This is a genomic window from Flavobacterium esculini (assembly GCF_048284325.1).
In the GTDB taxonomy this organism is placed as follows: Bacteria; Bacteroidota; Bacteroidia; order Flavobacteriales; family Flavobacteriaceae; genus Flavobacterium.
Genome location: NZ_JBLVPI010000012.1, coordinates 113,896 through 129,560 on the forward strand (window position 1 = coordinate 113,896; position 15,665 = coordinate 129,560).

Annotated in this window: 19 protein-coding genes; 12 read left to right on the plus strand and 7 right to left on the minus strand. The window is 32.6% G+C overall.

The annotated features are described in order from the left end of the window. Nucleotides 1-75: 75 nt before the first annotated feature. Complete coding sequence (gene prmC, locus ACNQGG_RS11625) at nt 76-936, minus strand: peptide chain release factor N(5)-glutamine methyltransferase (protein WP_417964142.1); 861 nt, start codon at nt 934-936, stop codon at nt 76-78. A gap of 46 nt (nt 937-982) precedes the next feature. Further along, a complete protein-coding gene (locus tag ACNQGG_RS11630) occupies nt 983-1,468 on the minus strand; it encodes a GNAT family N-acetyltransferase (RefSeq protein WP_417964144.1) in 486 nt (161 codons plus the stop codon). Nucleotides 1,469-1,585: 117 nt separating this feature from the next. Here ACNQGG_RS11630 and ribD point away from each other — a divergent pair, with 117 nt between their 5' ends. From ribD to ACNQGG_RS11645, 3 genes are read left to right on the plus strand one after another with little or no spacing between them, the layout of a single operon-like run. Continuing rightward, entirely contained in the window at nt 1,586-2,629 is a 1,044-nt protein-coding gene (ribD, locus tag ACNQGG_RS11635) for a bifunctional diaminohydroxyphosphoribosylaminopyrimidine deaminase/5-amino-6-(5-phosphoribosylamino)uracil reductase RibD (RefSeq protein WP_417964146.1), read from the plus strand. Further along, nucleotides 2,622-3,224 carry an HAD family hydrolase gene (locus tag ACNQGG_RS11640; protein WP_417964148.1) on the plus strand — a complete coding sequence of 201 codons (603 nt, stop codon included), beginning with the start codon at nt 2,622-2,624 and terminating at the stop codon, nt 3,222-3,224. The genes ribD and ACNQGG_RS11640 overlap by 8 nt, the downstream gene beginning before the upstream one ends. Nucleotides 3,225-3,234: 10 nt before the next feature. Next, nucleotides 3,235-3,864: an IMPACT family protein gene (locus ACNQGG_RS11645; protein WP_417964150.1), complete on the plus strand. Its 630-nt coding sequence runs from the start codon at nt 3,235-3,237 to the stop codon at nt 3,862-3,864. A gap of 29 nt (nt 3,865-3,893) precedes the next feature. On the opposite strand, the gene ACNQGG_RS11650 is transcribed toward ACNQGG_RS11645, so the two are convergent. Continuing rightward, on the minus strand, nt 3,894-4,298 hold the full coding sequence (locus tag ACNQGG_RS11650) for an acyl-CoA thioesterase (protein WP_417964152.1): 405 nt from the start codon (nt 4,296-4,298) through the stop codon (nt 3,894-3,896). Between the two features lie 184 nt (nt 4,299-4,482). Between ACNQGG_RS11650 and dnaA the strand changes: the two genes are divergently transcribed. From dnaA to ACNQGG_RS11680, 6 genes are all read left to right on the plus strand, one after another. Then, complete coding sequence (gene dnaA / locus ACNQGG_RS11655; protein WP_035674283.1) at nt 4,483-5,910, plus strand: chromosomal replication initiator protein DnaA; 1,428 nt, start codon at nt 4,483-4,485, stop codon at nt 5,908-5,910. A gap of 8 nt (nt 5,911-5,918) precedes the next feature. Further along, nucleotides 5,919-6,386: a low molecular weight protein-tyrosine-phosphatase gene (locus ACNQGG_RS11660; RefSeq protein WP_417964154.1), complete on the plus strand. Its 468-nt coding sequence runs from the start codon at nt 5,919-5,921 to the stop codon at nt 6,384-6,386. A gap of 107 nt (nt 6,387-6,493) precedes the next feature. Further along, nucleotides 6,494-7,216: an SAM-dependent methyltransferase gene (locus ACNQGG_RS11665; protein ID WP_417964156.1), complete on the plus strand. Its 723-nt coding sequence runs from the start codon at nt 6,494-6,496 to the stop codon at nt 7,214-7,216. A 514-nt stretch (nt 7,217-7,730) separates the two neighbouring features. Beyond that, a complete protein-coding gene (locus ACNQGG_RS11670) occupies nt 7,731-8,249 on the plus strand; it encodes a hypothetical protein (protein WP_416856905.1) in 519 nt (172 codons plus the stop codon). 150 nt (nt 8,250-8,399) lie between these two features. Next, the gene (locus ACNQGG_RS11675; protein WP_417964158.1) at nt 8,400-9,527 is read left to right on the plus strand and encodes a methionine aminotransferase; all 1,128 of its coding nucleotides are present in this window, start codon (nt 8,400-8,402) and stop codon (nt 9,525-9,527) included. Nucleotides 9,528-9,604: 77 nt separating this feature from the next. Further along, a complete protein-coding gene (locus ACNQGG_RS11680; RefSeq protein WP_167547431.1) occupies nt 9,605-10,486 on the plus strand; it encodes an SDR family oxidoreductase in 882 nt (293 codons plus the stop codon). 52 nt (nt 10,487-10,538) lie between these two features. On the opposite strand, the gene ACNQGG_RS11685 is transcribed toward ACNQGG_RS11680, so the two are convergent. From ACNQGG_RS11685 to ACNQGG_RS11700, 4 genes are all read right to left on the minus strand, one after another. Next, nucleotides 10,539-10,853, minus strand: coding sequence for a response regulator (locus tag ACNQGG_RS11685; RefSeq protein WP_417964161.1), 315 nt, complete (start codon nt 10,851-10,853; stop codon nt 10,539-10,541). A gap of 69 nt (nt 10,854-10,922) precedes the next feature. After that, complete coding sequence (locus tag ACNQGG_RS11690) at nt 10,923-11,453, minus strand: YceI family protein (protein WP_417964162.1); 531 nt, start codon at nt 11,451-11,453, stop codon at nt 10,923-10,925. Nucleotides 11,454-11,496: 43 nt separating this feature from the next. Further along, a complete protein-coding gene (locus tag ACNQGG_RS11695; protein WP_417964164.1) occupies nt 11,497-12,249 on the minus strand; it encodes a pirin family protein in 753 nt (250 codons plus the stop codon). Nucleotides 12,250-12,339: 90 nt separating this feature from the next. Continuing rightward, the gene (locus ACNQGG_RS11700; protein ID WP_417964166.1) at nt 12,340-12,921 is read right to left on the minus strand and encodes a Crp/Fnr family transcriptional regulator; all 582 of its coding nucleotides are present in this window, start codon (nt 12,919-12,921) and stop codon (nt 12,340-12,342) included. Nucleotides 12,922-13,071: 150 nt separating this feature from the next. Here ACNQGG_RS11700 and udk point away from each other — a divergent pair, with 150 nt between their 5' ends. The 3 genes from udk to ACNQGG_RS11715 all read left to right on the plus strand — a co-directional run bounded on the left by udk (nt 13,072) and on the right by ACNQGG_RS11715 (nt 15,616). Next, nucleotides 13,072-13,680: a uridine kinase gene (gene udk / locus ACNQGG_RS11705; protein ID WP_417964168.1), complete on the plus strand. Its 609-nt coding sequence runs from the start codon at nt 13,072-13,074 to the stop codon at nt 13,678-13,680. A 121-nt stretch (nt 13,681-13,801) separates the two neighbouring features. Continuing rightward, nucleotides 13,802-14,122 carry an FtsB family cell division protein gene (locus ACNQGG_RS11710; RefSeq protein WP_417964170.1) on the plus strand — a complete coding sequence of 107 codons (321 nt, stop codon included), beginning with the start codon at nt 13,802-13,804 and terminating at the stop codon, nt 14,120-14,122. A 126-nt stretch (nt 14,123-14,248) separates the two neighbouring features. After that, entirely contained in the window at nt 14,249-15,616 is a 1,368-nt protein-coding gene (locus ACNQGG_RS11715; RefSeq protein ID WP_417964172.1) for a methylmalonyl-CoA mutase subunit beta, read from the plus strand. Nucleotides 15,617-15,665 lie beyond the last annotated feature (49 nt).

Here is a 15,665-nt window from a genome sequence, read left to right on the forward strand (position 1 = left end):
AGATTAAAAAAATCATTGAATGCTGTTTTTTTTTGATTTTTTGAATGCTGTTTAACGATTTTTTATTTCAGAAGTTTAAACACTTAAACTTCCTTTCGTCATCCTGTCATTTCCGTAAATATCTTTTCGCAATTCAACATTCTTAAAATCTAAACTTTCAAGTAAATCGATCATTTCTTTCCCTAAATATTGATTAATTTCAAAATATAATTTTCCATTTGGCACAAGATTTTTTTGAGCTAATTCAGCTATTTTTTTATAAAAAATCAACGCATCATTATCTTCGACAAAAAGTGCCAAATGCGGTTCATTGTCCAAAACATTTTTCTTGATTTCCTCTTTTTCCAGATTGCGAACGTAAGGAGGATTCGAAACGACAATATCAAATTGCTGATGCAAATCTCCGGTTTCAAGAATATTTTGATTTATAAAAGTCACATTTACGCCATTGATTTGGGCATTTTTCTGGGCAGTAGTTAAAGCTTTTTGAGAAACATCAATAGCAAAAACCTGGGCATTAGGAATGTTTTTTGCCAATGAAATTGCAATACAACCACTCCCTGTTCCAATATCCAGAATTTTCAAACCTTGATTATTATGAGGAGTAGCTTTATCTTTAATAATCCAATCCACCAATTCTTCAGTTTCTGGTCTTGGAATCAAAACGTTTTCATTGACTTCAAATTCCAAACCGTAAAAACTGGTTTTACCTAATAAGTACTGTATTGGGATTTCTTTTTTTAATGGTTCCAAAATAAAATTCCAAACCACAATTTCCTCTTCCGAAAAAGCCAAATCAGGATGCAACGCCAAGTCTATTCTTTTCAATTGATGCTTTTCTTCTAAAATTAAATAGAAAAAACTCTCGGCTTCACCGGCATCGTAAATTGGAGTAAGCGCTTCAATAAATTGAGTTCTGTATTCTTTTATTTTCATTTTATTAGGGAATAGGTTCTGTGAATTAATGCTATCAATTCAAAACTTATAACTCTTTCAACATCCAAACAGGACAACTCGTATGACCGGTGCTTCCCATAGGGGAACAAATGTATTCGAAACCTACTTTTTTATATAACTTCTGGGCATCGTGCATAAATGGCATTGTTTCCAAGTAACATTTTTCGAAACCAAAACCCTTTGCACTTTGCAAACAGATAGCCATCATTTTGCTGCCAATTCCAAGACCTCGAGTTTCTGGAAGGAAATACATTTTTTGCAATTCACAAATAGTTTCCGCTTCATTTTCAAGCGGGGCTACTCCAGCAGAACCAATGATTTTTCCGTTCTTTTCAACAACATAATAAACCGATTTAGGCTTATTGTATTCTTCAAACATTAAATCCAAATAAGGATCTTCATACGCCGTTCCTACTTTTGGAATGTTCAATTCGTCAAAAACCGCTCGTATCAATTGCGCAATCGCTTGATTGTCTTCTTTTTTTATTTTTCTAATACTATAGTCTTCCATTTTTACTCCATTCTAATTTCACTTACAAAAGTAGAAATTGTTTATTGTTATTTTCGAAAGTTTCAAAACTAATCCCGAAGTTTCGGGGCTAAACTCAAAAATTACTACTTTTGTAAGGTGAAAACACATGAAAAATATATAAAACGATGCATCGAGTTAGCCAAAAATGGTTTAGGAACAACCTATCCCAATCCTATGGTAGGCAGTGTAATTGTTTATAACGATACAATCATTGGCGAAGGCTGGCATAAAAAAGCTGGAGAACCACACGCTGAGGTAAATGCCGTGAATTCCGTAAAAGATAAATCGTTATTGAAAAAAGCGACTATTTATGTGAGTTTAGAACCGTGTAGTCATTTTGGAAAAACGCCACCTTGCTGCGATTTAATAATCAAAAATAAAATTCCAAATGTGGTTATCGGAACTATTGATCCCAATATAAAAGTCGCAGGAAACGGAATCAAAAAACTTATTGAAGCTGGAATACAAGTTACAGTTGGTATTCTGGAAGCAGAATGTCATGAACTGAACAAACGCTTTTTTACTTTTCACGAAAAGAAGAGGCCGTACATCATTTTGAAATGGGCCGAAAGTCAGGATGGTTTTATTGCGCCTTTAGAAAAAGACGAAAAAAAACCAGTTTGGATTACAACTGTTTATTCGAGGCAATTAGTCCACAAATGGCGAACTGAGGAACAGGCCATTCTGGTGGGAACACAAACCGTTATTGATGACAATCCAAAACTAAATGCACGGGATTGGGATGGAAATAATCCAATTCGATTGATTTTAGATCAAAATAATCGTATTCCAGAGGACAGTCATATCTTTGACAATAAGACTAAGACTATCGTATTTTCTAAATCGAAAACAACAATTAAAAAAGAAAACACTATCTTTGAAGTAATCGATTTTAATCAAAATATAGCCGTTCAAATAATAGAAGTGCTTTACAAGCATCAAATTCAATCGGTCATTATTGAAGGAGGTAAACAAACCCTCCAGACTTTTATTGATAAAAATCTTTGGGATGAAGCAAGAATATTTGTTGGAAACGTCCAATTTACTGTAGGAACAAAAGCCCCAATACTAGATAAAAAACCGTTCGAAAAATATTCGATTGGCACTGATGAACTTATAATTTCTAGAAACCATGATTAATACTATAATTTTTGATTTTGGGGATATCTTTATCAATTTGAATAAACAAGCCACAATGGATGCCTTATATCAATTAGGTTTACAGGAGTGGAATGAAGATTTGGATCATTTGAATATTCAGTTTGAAACGGGTCAAATCTCACGAGAAAAATTTCTTCTTGGCATTCAAAAACATGTGCCAAATGCTTCTATAAACGAAATTTTGGAAGCCTGGAATGCGATTCTTCTTGATTTCCCATTATACCGATTGGAATTTCTTCAAATGCTTTCTAAAAAATACAGACTCTTTCTATTGTCCAATACTGATTCTATTCATATAGAAACTTTCGAGCAAAAAAATGGAATTTCATTTTACAGTGATTTTTATCAATGTTTTGAAAAAGTCTATTTTTCATTTGAAGTAGAAATGAGAAAACCAAATCCTGAAATTTTTAATTACCTAGCAAACAAGCACGATTTAGCTCCTAAGCGAACTTTATTCATTGACGATAAAAAAGAAAATACTGATGCGGCTCTTGCATTAGGATTCCATGTTTGGAATTTGCAAGTTGGAAAAGAAGATGTCGTTGATTTATTTGACAAAAAAATAATTTAGAATAGTACTTTTGGAATTTAAAGACACTTACAACACCATTGAATTTCCCTCTTCAGAAGTATTATTTAAAGAAAAAAATAGTAAATTCTTTGGTTATGCCTACCCCATTCAAACAGAAGATGAAGTAAAACCACTAATCGAAATTTTACGAAAACAACATCCCAACGCAGGACATTTTTGTTATGCTTACCAAATGGGTACAGACAGCATAAATTACAGAGTTAATGATGACGGTGAACCCAACAACACTGCAGGAACACCTATTTATGGACAAATTCAGTCGTTTTCTGTAACGAATATACTAATTGTGGTGGTTCGGATTTTTGGTGGCGTAAAACTAGGTGTTGGTGGATTGATATGTGCTTATAAAGCAACTGCTCAAATGGTTCTTGAAACTTGTGAAATAATCGAAAAAACCATAAATATTCATTATTCAATCACATTTGATTACAAAAACATGAACAAAGTGATGCGCGTAATTAAGGAGAAAAGATTAGAAATTGTGACACAAGAAATGGAAATAAACGAGGATTCAGGACTTCCGACAGGCAAAATCGAAATAAAAACACGAAAAAAAAATGCCGAAATGGTATTCGACATTTTTAATATGATGTTTGAAATCGATATAAAACGACTCTAATTTCTATTCGAAATTGCTGTTTTTATAATTTATTCTATCCTTTTTAACAATTCTAAAATATAAACAGGAGGAGCTGTTGGACGACCTGTTTTTAAGGACACAAAAACCAAAATAAATTGGGCAGTTGTTAATAACTCATCAGACTCATTATAAATAGCGCAATCAAATTCGATCTTCACAGAACTCTGACTTTTGAAAGTGGTATGAACGGTAAGCAACTCATCATAGCGAGCTGATTTTTTATAATTTATATTCATGGAAACAATTGGCAACGCAATACCGCTTTCTTCCATACTTTTATACGAAATCCCTTTGTCTCTAAGCCATTCCACTCTTCCTATTTCAAAATAGGGAACATAATTCCCATGATAAACCACGCCCATTTGGTCAGTTTCTGAGTAGCGTACACGAACTTGAATTTGATGATCTTTCATTAATTATGTATTAAAAATTTAAAAATTTAAAAGCTCCTTACGACATTAATTTGTAAAATTATTACCCAATATATTTTTTTTTACAGAAAATTGTTCACATATTTGTTACCCCGAAAAACAATAAAATTTCACTCTTTTTTAAGTAAGATAATAATTACCAATAAAAAATAATTTAACAGAATATATGAACAAAACTGCTCAATCAGTATGGGAAAACTGTTTGTCTTTTATAAAAGACAACATTCAGGATCAAGCTTACAAAACTTGGTTTGAACCAATCAAATCAGTTGAACTTACCGATAACGCATTATATATTCAAGTTCCAAGTAAATTTTTCTACGAATGGTTAGAAGAACACTATGTGAAATTGTTAAAAGTGGCACTCACCAAAGAACTTGGAAAAAACGCAAAGTTACTCTATAAAATCAGAATGGAAAACACTTATGGCAACAAACAACCGTTTACGGAACAATTGCCAAGTGCCAATAGAGTACCTATGAAACCGCAAGAAGTTGATGCTCCATTTAAAAACCTGAACCCAGAATTAAAAAATCCATTTGTAATCCCAGGAATCAGAAATTTAAAAATTGAATCTCAACTTAACGCAAATTATAGTTTTGATAATTTTCTTGAAGGAGATTCTAATAGATTAGCGCGTTCTGCTGGTATGGCTGTTGCAAATAAACCTGGAGGAACTTCATTTAATCCATTGTTAATTTTTGGAGGAGTCGGTCTTGGAAAAACGCATTTAGCGCATGCTATTGGTGTAGAAATAAAAGACAAATATCCTGAAAAAACGGTGTTATACATTTCGGCGGAAATTTTCACACAACAATATATTGACTCGGTAAAGAAAAACAACCGAAATGATTTTATACACTTCTATCAATTAATTGATGTTTTAATCATTGATGACGTTCAATTCCTTTCTGGAAAATCAGGAACTCAAGATGTATTTTTCCATATTTTCAATTATTTGCATCAAAATGGAAAACAGGTAATCTTGACATCAGATAAGGCTCCGGTTGACATGCAAGACATTGAACAACGTTTATTATCTCGTTTCAAATGGGGATTGTCTGCAGAATTGCACCAACCGGATTATGAAACCAGAATTTCTATCCTTAAAAATATATTGTACAGAGATGGTGTGGAAATACCTGAAGAAATAATTGAATACGTTGCAAGAAACATCAAATCGAATGTACGAGAATTGGAGGGAGCGATTATATCCTTGATTGCGCAATCTTCTTTCAATAAAAAAGAAGTCACTTTAGAACTTGCCAAAAGTGTTGTTGAAAAATTTGTTAAAAATGTAAAAAGAGAAATTTCTATCGATTACATTCAAAAAATTGTTTCCGATTATTTCCAATTGGATTTAGAAACGCTACAATCGAAAACTCGAAAGAGGCATGTTGTACAAGCGAGGCAATTGGCAATGTTTTTCGCAAAAAAATTCACAAAAGCATCTTTAGCGAACATTGGTTCACAAATTGGAGACAGAGATCACGCTACAGTATTACACGCTTGCAAAACCGTTGACAATTTAGTTGCTACCGACAAACAATTCAAGAAATTTGTTGAAGACATCAATAAAAAATTAACGCTATAAAAAGCATCATGCGCATAAAAATTTTAATGGTTTGTTTAGGAAATATTTGTCGGTCTCCCTTGGCCGAAGGTATATTAGCATCAAAACTCCCAAAAAATAAATTTACAGTTGATTCAGCAGGAACAGGTTCATGGCACATTGGTCATTCCCCTGATGATCGTTCCATTGCTGTTGCAAAAAAAAATAAAATAAATATTTCAAATCAAAAAGGACGCCAATTCAGCACGAATGATTTTGATGCTTTTGATTATATTTATGTAATGGACAACTCTAATTATAGTGATGTGATTGAGCTTGCCAAAAATGAAGATCAAAAAGAGAAAGTACACCTCATTTTAAATGAGTTGTTTCCAAATGAAAATGTAGATGTCCCGGATCCTTATTTTGGTTTACCAAATGGATTTGAAATCGTTTACAACATGCTTGATGAAGTTTGCGATGTAATTTCAAAAAAAATAATAGAAAAACATCAATAAGCTTTTCTCTAAAAAAATTATTTTTAGTTCTTTTAAAAAATCTACACCATACACTCAACGAGAAGAATTCTTTAAAAAATTACTTCAAGGAACATAAAATCAAACCAATGAAACCAACCTCTCTTTTAGGAAAACTCTATTTAATACCAACTACAATGGGAGATGGCAACCCTATGGATGTTTTACCTCAAACCATTAAAAGAAGTATTGATTTTATTGATTATTATATTGTTGAAAACGAAAAAACAGCCCGAAAATCTATTAAAGGTGTTAGTCCTGAAAAAAAACAATCGGAGCTGAAACTTTTTGTTTTAAACAAACATACTGAAACTAAAGAGCATTTAGATTTTATCAAACCTTTATTAGAAGGAAAAAATGTAGGATTGATGAGCGAAGCAGGTTGTCCCGGCGTAGCTGATCCCGGCGCAGTAATAGTAAAACTGGCACATGAAAAAGGAATCCAAGTTGTTCCTCTCGTAGGTCCTTCTTCTATTCTTTTGGCAATGATGGCTTCTGGAATGAACGGACAAAGTTTTACGTTTAATGGGTATTTACCTATTGAAAAAGGAGAAAAGAAAACAGCTCTTAAAAACTTGGAAAAACTATCTCAGGATAAAAACCAATCTCAACTTTTTATAGAAACACCCTATAGAAATAATAAAATGCTGGAGGATATTTTACAAGCCCTAAATCCTGCAACCTATCTTTGTATTGCAACAGACATTACTTTACCAACAGAATATATCAAAACTATGCGCGCTTCTGATTGGAAAAAGACACAGGTAGATTTACACAACCGCCCTACTATTTTTATAATTCATAAAATGTAACAACTTATTCTGAATTTAAAGATCAGAACAAAATAGCTTTGGCATTAAATTAAAAAGTTTCCTTTTATAATAGGCAGTTTTAAAGGAACATCAGAAAAACATACTTTCCAAATATTGCCATTCCATCCTCTGAAAACAAATTAAAATAATAAGTCACTCTATAAAATGTTCATTACTGAATGATTATTTTTCATAGAACAAAAAACAGAACAGTCTTGCCTTTTATTTATAGGCACAGTGGATTTTCCTGCCAAAAACAGACATAAAAACTCCCCTCATATTAACTTTATTTATAGAAAAAGTTAACTGCATCACTTTGAAAAAAGTGGTAACTTTACTAGTCCCCAATATAATTTTTTGACTTAATATTCAAAAAATATAACCACTAATGTTTTGAATTATAATGATTTAAATAAATTAAAAACAAAAAGGGGAAGAAAATAATAAACCTTACTAAATTTATTTTAATCATAGCTATTGACATGACTTGAAATATAATTTAAAAACTAATATCATGAAATCGTTTATTATTGTTGTGCTTTTTTTAAGCATAACCATTACATCATATTCGCAGGATATTGATGGAAATATAAGGATGGAAGAATTACCAGGGGTTGTAATTAAAAGCGCTGGAAAAGACTTCTCTATATATTTACCCGATAAAAATCCTGATAAAAATGTAAGAGCTTTAGAAGAAAAATTTATCGCATATGATCTGGGGAAAGATTATGAAGGATATGAAAACTATTTGGTAATTATGGAAACCAAAAATGGATCATTGAATGCAACTTATAATGAAAATGGAAAATTGATCCGAGTTGTTGAAAACTATAAAAACGTAAGACTTCCAAATAGTGTAATTTATTCCGTTTATAAAGCTTTTCCCGGGTGGCAAATTGTAAATGACAAATATTTATATTCTCAAAAAGAAGGTGATGTTATTAAAAAAGAATATAATCTGAGAATAAAAAAAGACAAAGACGTTCGCAAATTAGTTGTTAATGCGAATGGGGATATTGTCAAAGGAATGTAATCATAAATAAACATAAATTAAAAGCTATCATTCAGATAGCTTTTTTTTTTAAGACTTAGACAACTATATATTTTTTAAATTTTAATCTTCAAAAAAACAAACTTATAGCTAAACGAGTTATATTTATCAAGTAAGAAATGAAATCATTTTATGAGTAAATTACCAAATATCACTACAAGTATTTTTACTGTTATGTCAAAAATGGCAGCTGAGTATAATGCTATTAATCTATCGCAAGGTTTTCCAAACTTTCCTATTGATGAAAGATTAACAGCTATTGTTGCCAAACTTGCCAAAGAAAACGTACACCAATACTTGCCTATGTCAGGTTATCAGCCATTATTATCAAAAATAGTAACACTAGTCAAAAAATCATACGATAGAACCATTCAAGCTGATACTGAACTATTAGTAACCGCTGGAGCTACCCAAGCTATTTTTACCACAATACTGGCTTTAGTAAAAACTAATGATGAAGTTCTTATTTTAGATCCAAGTTATGATTGTTATGAAGCACCAGTTTTACTTTGCAATGCAAATCCGGTTCGAGTGGCTTTAAATGATGACTATACTCCAAATTGGGAAATTATCGAAAAAGCCTGTACGTCCAAAACGAAAATGATTGTCATTAACAATCCACATAATCCAACAGGTAAAATTTTAAAGCAATCTGATTTTGAGTCATTGGAAATTCTACTGGAAAAATATCCTGACATTTTAGTTCTATCTGATGAAGTCTACGAATACATCACTTTCGAAGAAAAACATATTTCTGCCCATACTCGGAGGAAACTGCTCAATCGTTGCGTGATGATTTCCTCTTTTGGAAAATCGTTTCATGTAACTGGTTGGAAAATTGGTTATTTAGTAGCTCCTGAATACTTAATGAAAGAAATCAAAAAAGTACATCAGTTTTTAGTTTTTAGTGTAAATAGTATCTGTCAGGTAGCTATTAGTGACTATTTAGACTTAGTTTCCGTGGATGAAATTGGGAAATTCTATCAGGAAAAACGAGATTACTTTAGACAATTACTAAAAGACAGTCGTTTCACACTCATGCCTTGCGAAGGAACTTATTTTCAGGTTGTTTCCTATGTTGCTATTTCAAATGAAAATGATGTTGATTTTTGCAAACGCCTAATCGTTGAACATGGCGTGGCTGCCATTCCTATTTCTACTTTTTATGCTGATGGAAAAGACCTGAAATTAATTCGATTTTGTTTTGCCAAAGACAATGCAACACTGGAAGAAGCTGCTAAAAGATTATGTTCTATTTAAAAGTATCGATTTAATTTTTTTATTATGCGTGCATACTATTTAATTTTATTATATTTACAATAAAAAAAAATCAAAACATGAGTTATACAGATAAAATGTTACGAGACGATGCCCTAAAAGGCAAAGTGATTGTCGTAACCGGTGGCGGAAGCGGTTTAGGAAAAGCAATGACTAAATATTTCTTGGAATTGGGTGCGCAAGTTGCCATTACATCAAGAGATTTAGAAAAACTAAAAAATACAGCTGCGGAACTGGAAACAGAAACGGGTGGAACTTGTCTTCCTATTCAATGCGATGTCCGTCATTACGAAGAAGTAGAAAATATGCTGCAAGAAGTTTTGAAAGCTTTTGGTAAAGTTGATGTTTTACTTAATAATGCTGCCGGAAATTTCATTTCTCCAACCGAAAGATTATCTGCAAATGCTTTTGATACTGTAATTGATATTGTTTTAAAAGGAACAAAAAACTGTACCCTTGCGTTTGGAAAACATTGGATTGACACCAAACAAAAATCATCTACTATCTTAAATATTGTAACGACTTACGCTTGGACTGGTTCTGCTTATGTGGTACCGAGCGCTACTGCAAAAGCGGGAGTTTTGGCCATGACACGTAGTCTTGCTGTAGAATGGGCTAAGTACGGGATTCGTTCCAATGCGATTGCTCCGGGACCTTTTCCAACTAAAGGCGCTTGGGACAGATTACTACCAGGAGATTTAGCCGAAAAATTTGATATGGCAAAAAAAGTGCCGTTAAAACGTGTAGGAGACCATCAGGAATTAGCCAATTTAGCGGCTTATTTAGTTTCTGATTTTTCAGCGTATGTGAATGGTGAAGTCGTTGTTATTGATGGTGGTGAATGGCTCAAAGGCGCCGGACAATTCAACATTCTCGAAGCTATTCCCGAAGAACTTTGGGATCAGTTGGAAATGATGATTAAAGCAAAGAAGAACAAATAATAGTTTTAAATAAAAAAAGAGAGTCTATAAATGACTCTCTTTTTTGTTTCTGCTAATTTTTATTATTTTCCAAAGCTACTAAAATTTCACTTTTCAGCAAGCCACTTCCACCGCCATAATGTTGTACAACAATTATATTTGGATTTTGTTTTTTGAAAAAAGCACATAAATTAATTTCACTTTCTTTCTGAATTCCGGAACCCAATAATACCAGAGAAAACTCTTTTTGGCAAAAAATTTCTTTAGCCTCTTCATCATTCATAACACCTACTCCATTCCAATCTTCATTAGAATTAATAAGTCGGACAACAATTGCCAGAATTTCTATATGTCTTCCTATGTAAAGAATATTGGTGGTTTCCATCATTCAACTTTAAAAAAACAACAACCTCAAAGATTAAATTCATTGAGATTACTATTTTAGTTCTTGTGAAAATTATAATTTTATAAATTGCAATTCTATATTCAAACGAACTTCTTCACCTACTAAAACTCCGCCAGTTTCAAGTGCTGAATTCCAATTCAGTCCCCAATCTTTTCTATTAATTTTTCCTTCTAATGAGAAAGCTAATTTTGTGTTCCCCCATGGATCTTTCATTAACCCACTAAATTCTGCTTGCAGTTTTACTGATTTTGTAACGCCGTGCATTGTTAAATCTCCAATCAATTCATATTCACCCTCATTAACTTTGGTAAATGAAGTCGCTGTGAATTTGATTTCGGGAAACTGTGCAGCATCAAAAAAGTCAGGACTTAATAAGTGGGTATCTCTATCTGAATTTCCGGTAGATATAGAATCAATTGCTCCAGTAAATTCAATTTTTGCGTTTTCAAAATCAGTATCTTCTGATTCAATTGAAGCCTCAAATTTTGAAAATTTTCCTGAAATAGTAGTAAACATCATGTGTTTTACTTTAAAACCAATTTCTGAATGTGTTGGGTCTATTGCCCATTTTGTTGTTGACATAATAGTATTATTTATTAGTTATTTCTATTGTTTTTTTATCTGATTATAATTTCATCGGTACTTCCATCAAAAGGATTTCGGCATCAGCCGAATTTGCAGTGATTGAAATTATATCAGTATCCCAAATTCCTAAACCGTCACGTTCATTTAGAACGATGTTTCCTATCGTGAAATCACCTTTCAAAACAAAAGCATAAATTCCATTTCCTGGTTTTTTTAATTGATAAGAAGTAGAAAAATCCTTGTCGAATTTCCCGATATGAAACCAAGCATCCTGATGAACCCAAACGCCTTCATCTTCTGGATTTGGCGATAAAATTTGTTGTAATTTATTGTGACGATCCTTCAAGTCCAAAGTAACTTGATCATAACGCGGGGTTACATTTTTTTGATTCGGATAAATCCAAATCTGTAAAAATTTCACCAATTGGTCTTTATTCTTGTTGTATTCGCTATGAAAAATCCCTGTACCGGCGCTCATCACCTGAATATCTCCCTCTTTGATTACGGTAGTATTTCCCATGCTGTCTTGGTGTTCTAAATCCCCTTCGAGCGGAATTGAAATAATTTCCATATTATCATGTGGATGTTTCCCAAAACCCATTCCTTGACTAACTCTGTCATCATTCAAAACACGTAAAACACCAAAATTTGTGCGCTCCGGATTGTGATAATTAGCAAAGCTAAACGTGTGATAGGATTCTAACCAACCATGATTCGCGTGACCACGGGTATTGGCTTTGTGCAAAACTGAATGAGTGATAACTCCGTCTTTAATTTTATCTGTATTTTCCATTGTTCTTTTCTTTAATATTATGATACAAAGTTGCGTCAAAAAAAAGGCACATGCATTGAACTAGGACAAGAAATGAAAAACAATGATGATTTAGAGTTTGGCAATTTTGGTTCTTACTTTGCTTAAAAACTCGGCAGAAATACCAAGATAGGAAGCAATGTAATGCTGGGCGACGCGCTGTGAAAGTGTAGGATACTGTTCGAGAAACTCTAAATATTTCTCGGTAGCCGTTTTAGAAATGGTATTGAATAAGCGATCTTGGGTAACTGCCAGGTTGCGTTGCATCAATATTCGGAACGCTCTTTCAAACTTGGGTGCTTTGGCAAATAAAGTTTCTTTTGTTTCAGGACTAAACATAAAAAACTCACAATCTTCCAATGTTTCTATAAACACACGACTCGGTTTATCTTCATAAATACTAAAAGAAATATCGCTTATCCAAGCATTTTCAATGGCAAATTGAAGAATCACTTCAAAACCATTGGCATCAATATAATATTTCCTGACACAACCCTTGATAACAAATGCTTCAAAGTTGCACATTTCACCTTCATGAAGCAGAATCGTTTTCTTAGGAACGGTTTTATATTCCAACAAAGAATTGAAAATTTCCATTTCTTTCGGTTCAAAAGCTACATACCGACTGATATTTTTATTGATTTGTGAATACAAAATACTTCTGTTTAGAAAACTAAAGGTAGAAAAAAACACTAATTAATAACCCTCAATAAATATATTAAATTAGCAACATTTCCTCAAAAAACAAAAACCACTCGCAATTAAATTCCTATTTTTGCTTTGACAAATAAATAATACATCTTTATGCTCATTATAGGAATTGCAGGTGGAACTGGAAGCGGAAAAACAACAGTAGTGCATCAGATTATGAATGAATTACCTGAAACAGAAGTAGGTATTATTTCACAAGACTCGTATTACAAAGAAAATCAAGGGCTTTCATACGATGAAAGAGCACTTATCAATTTTGACCATCCACGTGCTATTGATTTCGAATTATTAGTTGCTCACCTTAAAGAACTAAAGGAAGGAAAAAACATCAATCAACCCGTCTATTCGTTTGTAACGCACAACAGAACTGACGACACCATTTTTACACATCCCAGAAAAGTGATGATTGTAGAAGGTATTTTAATTTTGGCAAATCCGGAATTAAGAGAATTATTTGATGTAAAAATATATGTTCACGCTGATTCTGACGAGCGATTAATCCGTCGTATGAGACGTGATATTGCAGAACGGGGACGCGATATGCACGAAGTTATCAATAGATACCAAACGACTTTAAAACCTATGCATGAGCAGTTTATAGAACCTACAAAAGCATTTGCTGACATTATTATACCAAATGACAAATACAATACCGTTGCCATAGACGTAGTTCGAGCCGTAATAAATCAAAAAATACTATAATTAAGTTGTAATTTTAATCTAATTAAGATTAGGAGCTATTTCCCGCTTTACGTTACAATCTTTTTATTTTTGGCAAAAAATAAAAAGGATTTTCACTGCAATCGGGGCTAAAAAAATAAAAATGACAAATCCGTATAAAAACAAATCTTGGTTTAAATTTTTAAGTAACAAATACGTTTGGGTTTTGTTATTTTTCGCTACTTGGATGATTTTTCTGGACAACTATTCGTATTTCGACCACCGTTTTCTAGACAAACAAATTGACGAATTAGAAGACAATAAAAAATATTATCAAGAGGAAATAAAGAAAGATCAGGAGAACATCAAAGAGCTAAAGAATTCAGAACAAATAGAAAAATACGCCCGCGAAAAATACTATATGAAAAAAGATAGTGAAGATATTTATATCATTGAATTCGAAGGCGACACGATTGAAAAATAAAATCCCATCCCCAACCCTTCCCAAAGGGAAGGGAGATAAAATTAATAGTAATTATTGAAAATAAAACACCAAGTTTCGGCTCCCTCTACTTTGGAGAGGGCTGGGGTGAGGAAAACAATAAACAAAATGACAACAAACCTTTTCGATGATTTCAATCCTATTTCCTCTAAACAATGGAAACAAAAAATTCAATTTGAACTCAATGGAGCTGATTATAATGAAACCTTAGTTTGGAACTCACCCGAAGACATTCAGGTAAAACCATTTTACCATAAAGATGAATTCAAGAAAGCTTTTACGGTCACTACAAAAGCAACTCAATTCAAAATTTGCCAAAACATATTTGTTTATGATTTTGAAAAATCAATCGAAAGAGCTTTAGATTCATTAAATCGTGGTGCGAACAGTCTTCGGTTTACAATAGAAAATGAATCGATTGACATCACAAAACTATTGGAGAAATTACCTTTAGAAAAAGTTACCGTTTACTTCCATTTGACTTTTATCTCAATCGATTTCGTTAAAAATATTGATGCATTTGCAAAGAAAAATAATACGATAATTTTCTGCAATCTGGACCCAATTGGACAATTAGCCAAAGACGGAAACTGGTTTATAACCAACGAAAAAAGTAATTTTGAAACGCTGAATTTACTTTCGGCAGCAACAACATCTGTATCTTTAATAAGCATCAATGCCGCTTTGTATCAAAACGCAGGCGCAAACATGGTGCAGCAAATTGCCTATAGCTTAGGCCATGCTAATGAATATTTCAACCGAATTGAATCTATAAATCAACCAATTGTTTTCGAAGTTGCTGTTGAGACAAATTACTTTTTTGAAATAGCAAAATTACGCGCTTTGCGATTGCTTTTTAATTTGATTGCCAAAGAATACAACCATAACTTGGATTGCAACATTATCGTTTCGCCTACAAAACGCAACAAAACATTATACGATTATAACGTAAATATGTTGCGAACTACGACTGAATGTATGTCGGCAATTATTGGTGGAGCGGATGCTATTGCTAATTTACCTTACGATGCATTATATCATAAAGACAATGAATTTGGAGACCGAATCGCGAGAAATCAATTATTGATTCTCAAAAACGAAAGTTATTTTGACAAAGTCAATAATCCGGCTGACGGAAGTTACTATATAGAAAGTCTTACCAATCAATTAGCCGAAAAATCGTTGGCTTTATTCAAGGATATGGAGTCTAATGGTGGTTTCCTGAAACAACTTAATGACGGAATCATCAAAAGAAAAATTCAGGAAAGTGCTGATACAGCCCAAGAATTATTTGACAATGGTAAAGAAATTTTACTTGGAACAAACAAACATCCCAACAAAGCCGATAAAATGAAACACGATTTAGAACTGTTTCCTTTTGTAAAAGTAAAACCGAGAAAAACACTAATTACACCTATAATCGAAAAACGACTGGCTGAAAAAATAGAAAAGGAAAGATTAGAGAAAGAAAGCTAAGAGTTTAGTATTCGTTAAAAAAATATTTACAAAATATTATAATTCATTG

Excerpts from the sequence above, each read along its gene's own strand:
- ACNQGG_RS11675 (WP_417964158.1), top strand. The coding sequence starts at position 8,400 with ATGAGTAAATTACCAAATATCACTACAAGTATTTTTACTGTTATGTCA.
- ACNQGG_RS11715 (WP_417964172.1), top strand. The coding sequence starts at position 14,249 with ATGACAACAAACCTTTTCGATGATTTCAATCCTATTTCCTCTAAACAA.
- ACNQGG_RS11670 (WP_416856905.1), top strand. The coding sequence starts at position 7,731 with ATGAAATCGTTTATTATTGTTGTGCTTTTTTTAAGCATAACCATTACA.
- ACNQGG_RS11680 (WP_167547431.1), top strand. The coding sequence starts at position 9,605 with ATGAGTTATACAGATAAAATGTTACGAGACGATGCCCTAAAAGGCAAA.
- ACNQGG_RS11695 (WP_417964164.1), bottom strand. The coding sequence starts at position 12,249 with ATGGAAAATACAGATAAAATTAAAGACGGAGTTATCACTCATTCAGTT.
- ACNQGG_RS11660 (WP_417964154.1), top strand. The coding sequence starts at position 5,919 with ATGCGCATAAAAATTTTAATGGTTTGTTTAGGAAATATTTGTCGGTCT.
- ACNQGG_RS11650 (WP_417964152.1), bottom strand. The coding sequence starts at position 4,298 with ATGAAAGATCATCAAATTCAAGTTCGTGTACGCTACTCAGAAACTGAC.
- ACNQGG_RS11710 (WP_417964170.1), top strand. The coding sequence starts at position 13,802 with ATGACAAATCCGTATAAAAACAAATCTTGGTTTAAATTTTTAAGTAAC.
- prmC (WP_417964142.1), bottom strand. The coding sequence starts at position 936 with ATGAAAATAAAAGAATACAGAACTCAATTTATTGAAGCGCTTACTCCA.
- ACNQGG_RS11665 (WP_417964156.1), top strand. The coding sequence starts at position 6,494 with ATGAAACCAACCTCTCTTTTAGGAAAACTCTATTTAATACCAACTACA.
- ACNQGG_RS11690 (WP_417964162.1), bottom strand. The coding sequence starts at position 11,453 with ATGTCAACAACAAAATGGGCAATAGACCCAACACATTCAGAAATTGGT.
- ACNQGG_RS11640 (WP_417964148.1), top strand. The coding sequence starts at position 2,622 with ATGATTAATACTATAATTTTTGATTTTGGGGATATCTTTATCAATTTG.
- ACNQGG_RS11685 (WP_417964161.1), bottom strand. The coding sequence starts at position 10,853 with ATGATGGAAACCACCAATATTCTTTACATAGGAAGACATATAGAAATT.
- dnaA (WP_035674283.1), top strand. The coding sequence starts at position 4,483 with ATGAACAAAACTGCTCAATCAGTATGGGAAAACTGTTTGTCTTTTATA.
- ACNQGG_RS11630 (WP_417964144.1), bottom strand. The coding sequence starts at position 1,468 with ATGGAAGACTATAGTATTAGAAAAATAAAAAAAGAAGACAATCAAGCG.
- udk (WP_417964168.1), top strand. The coding sequence starts at position 13,072 with ATGCTCATTATAGGAATTGCAGGTGGAACTGGAAGCGGAAAAACAACA.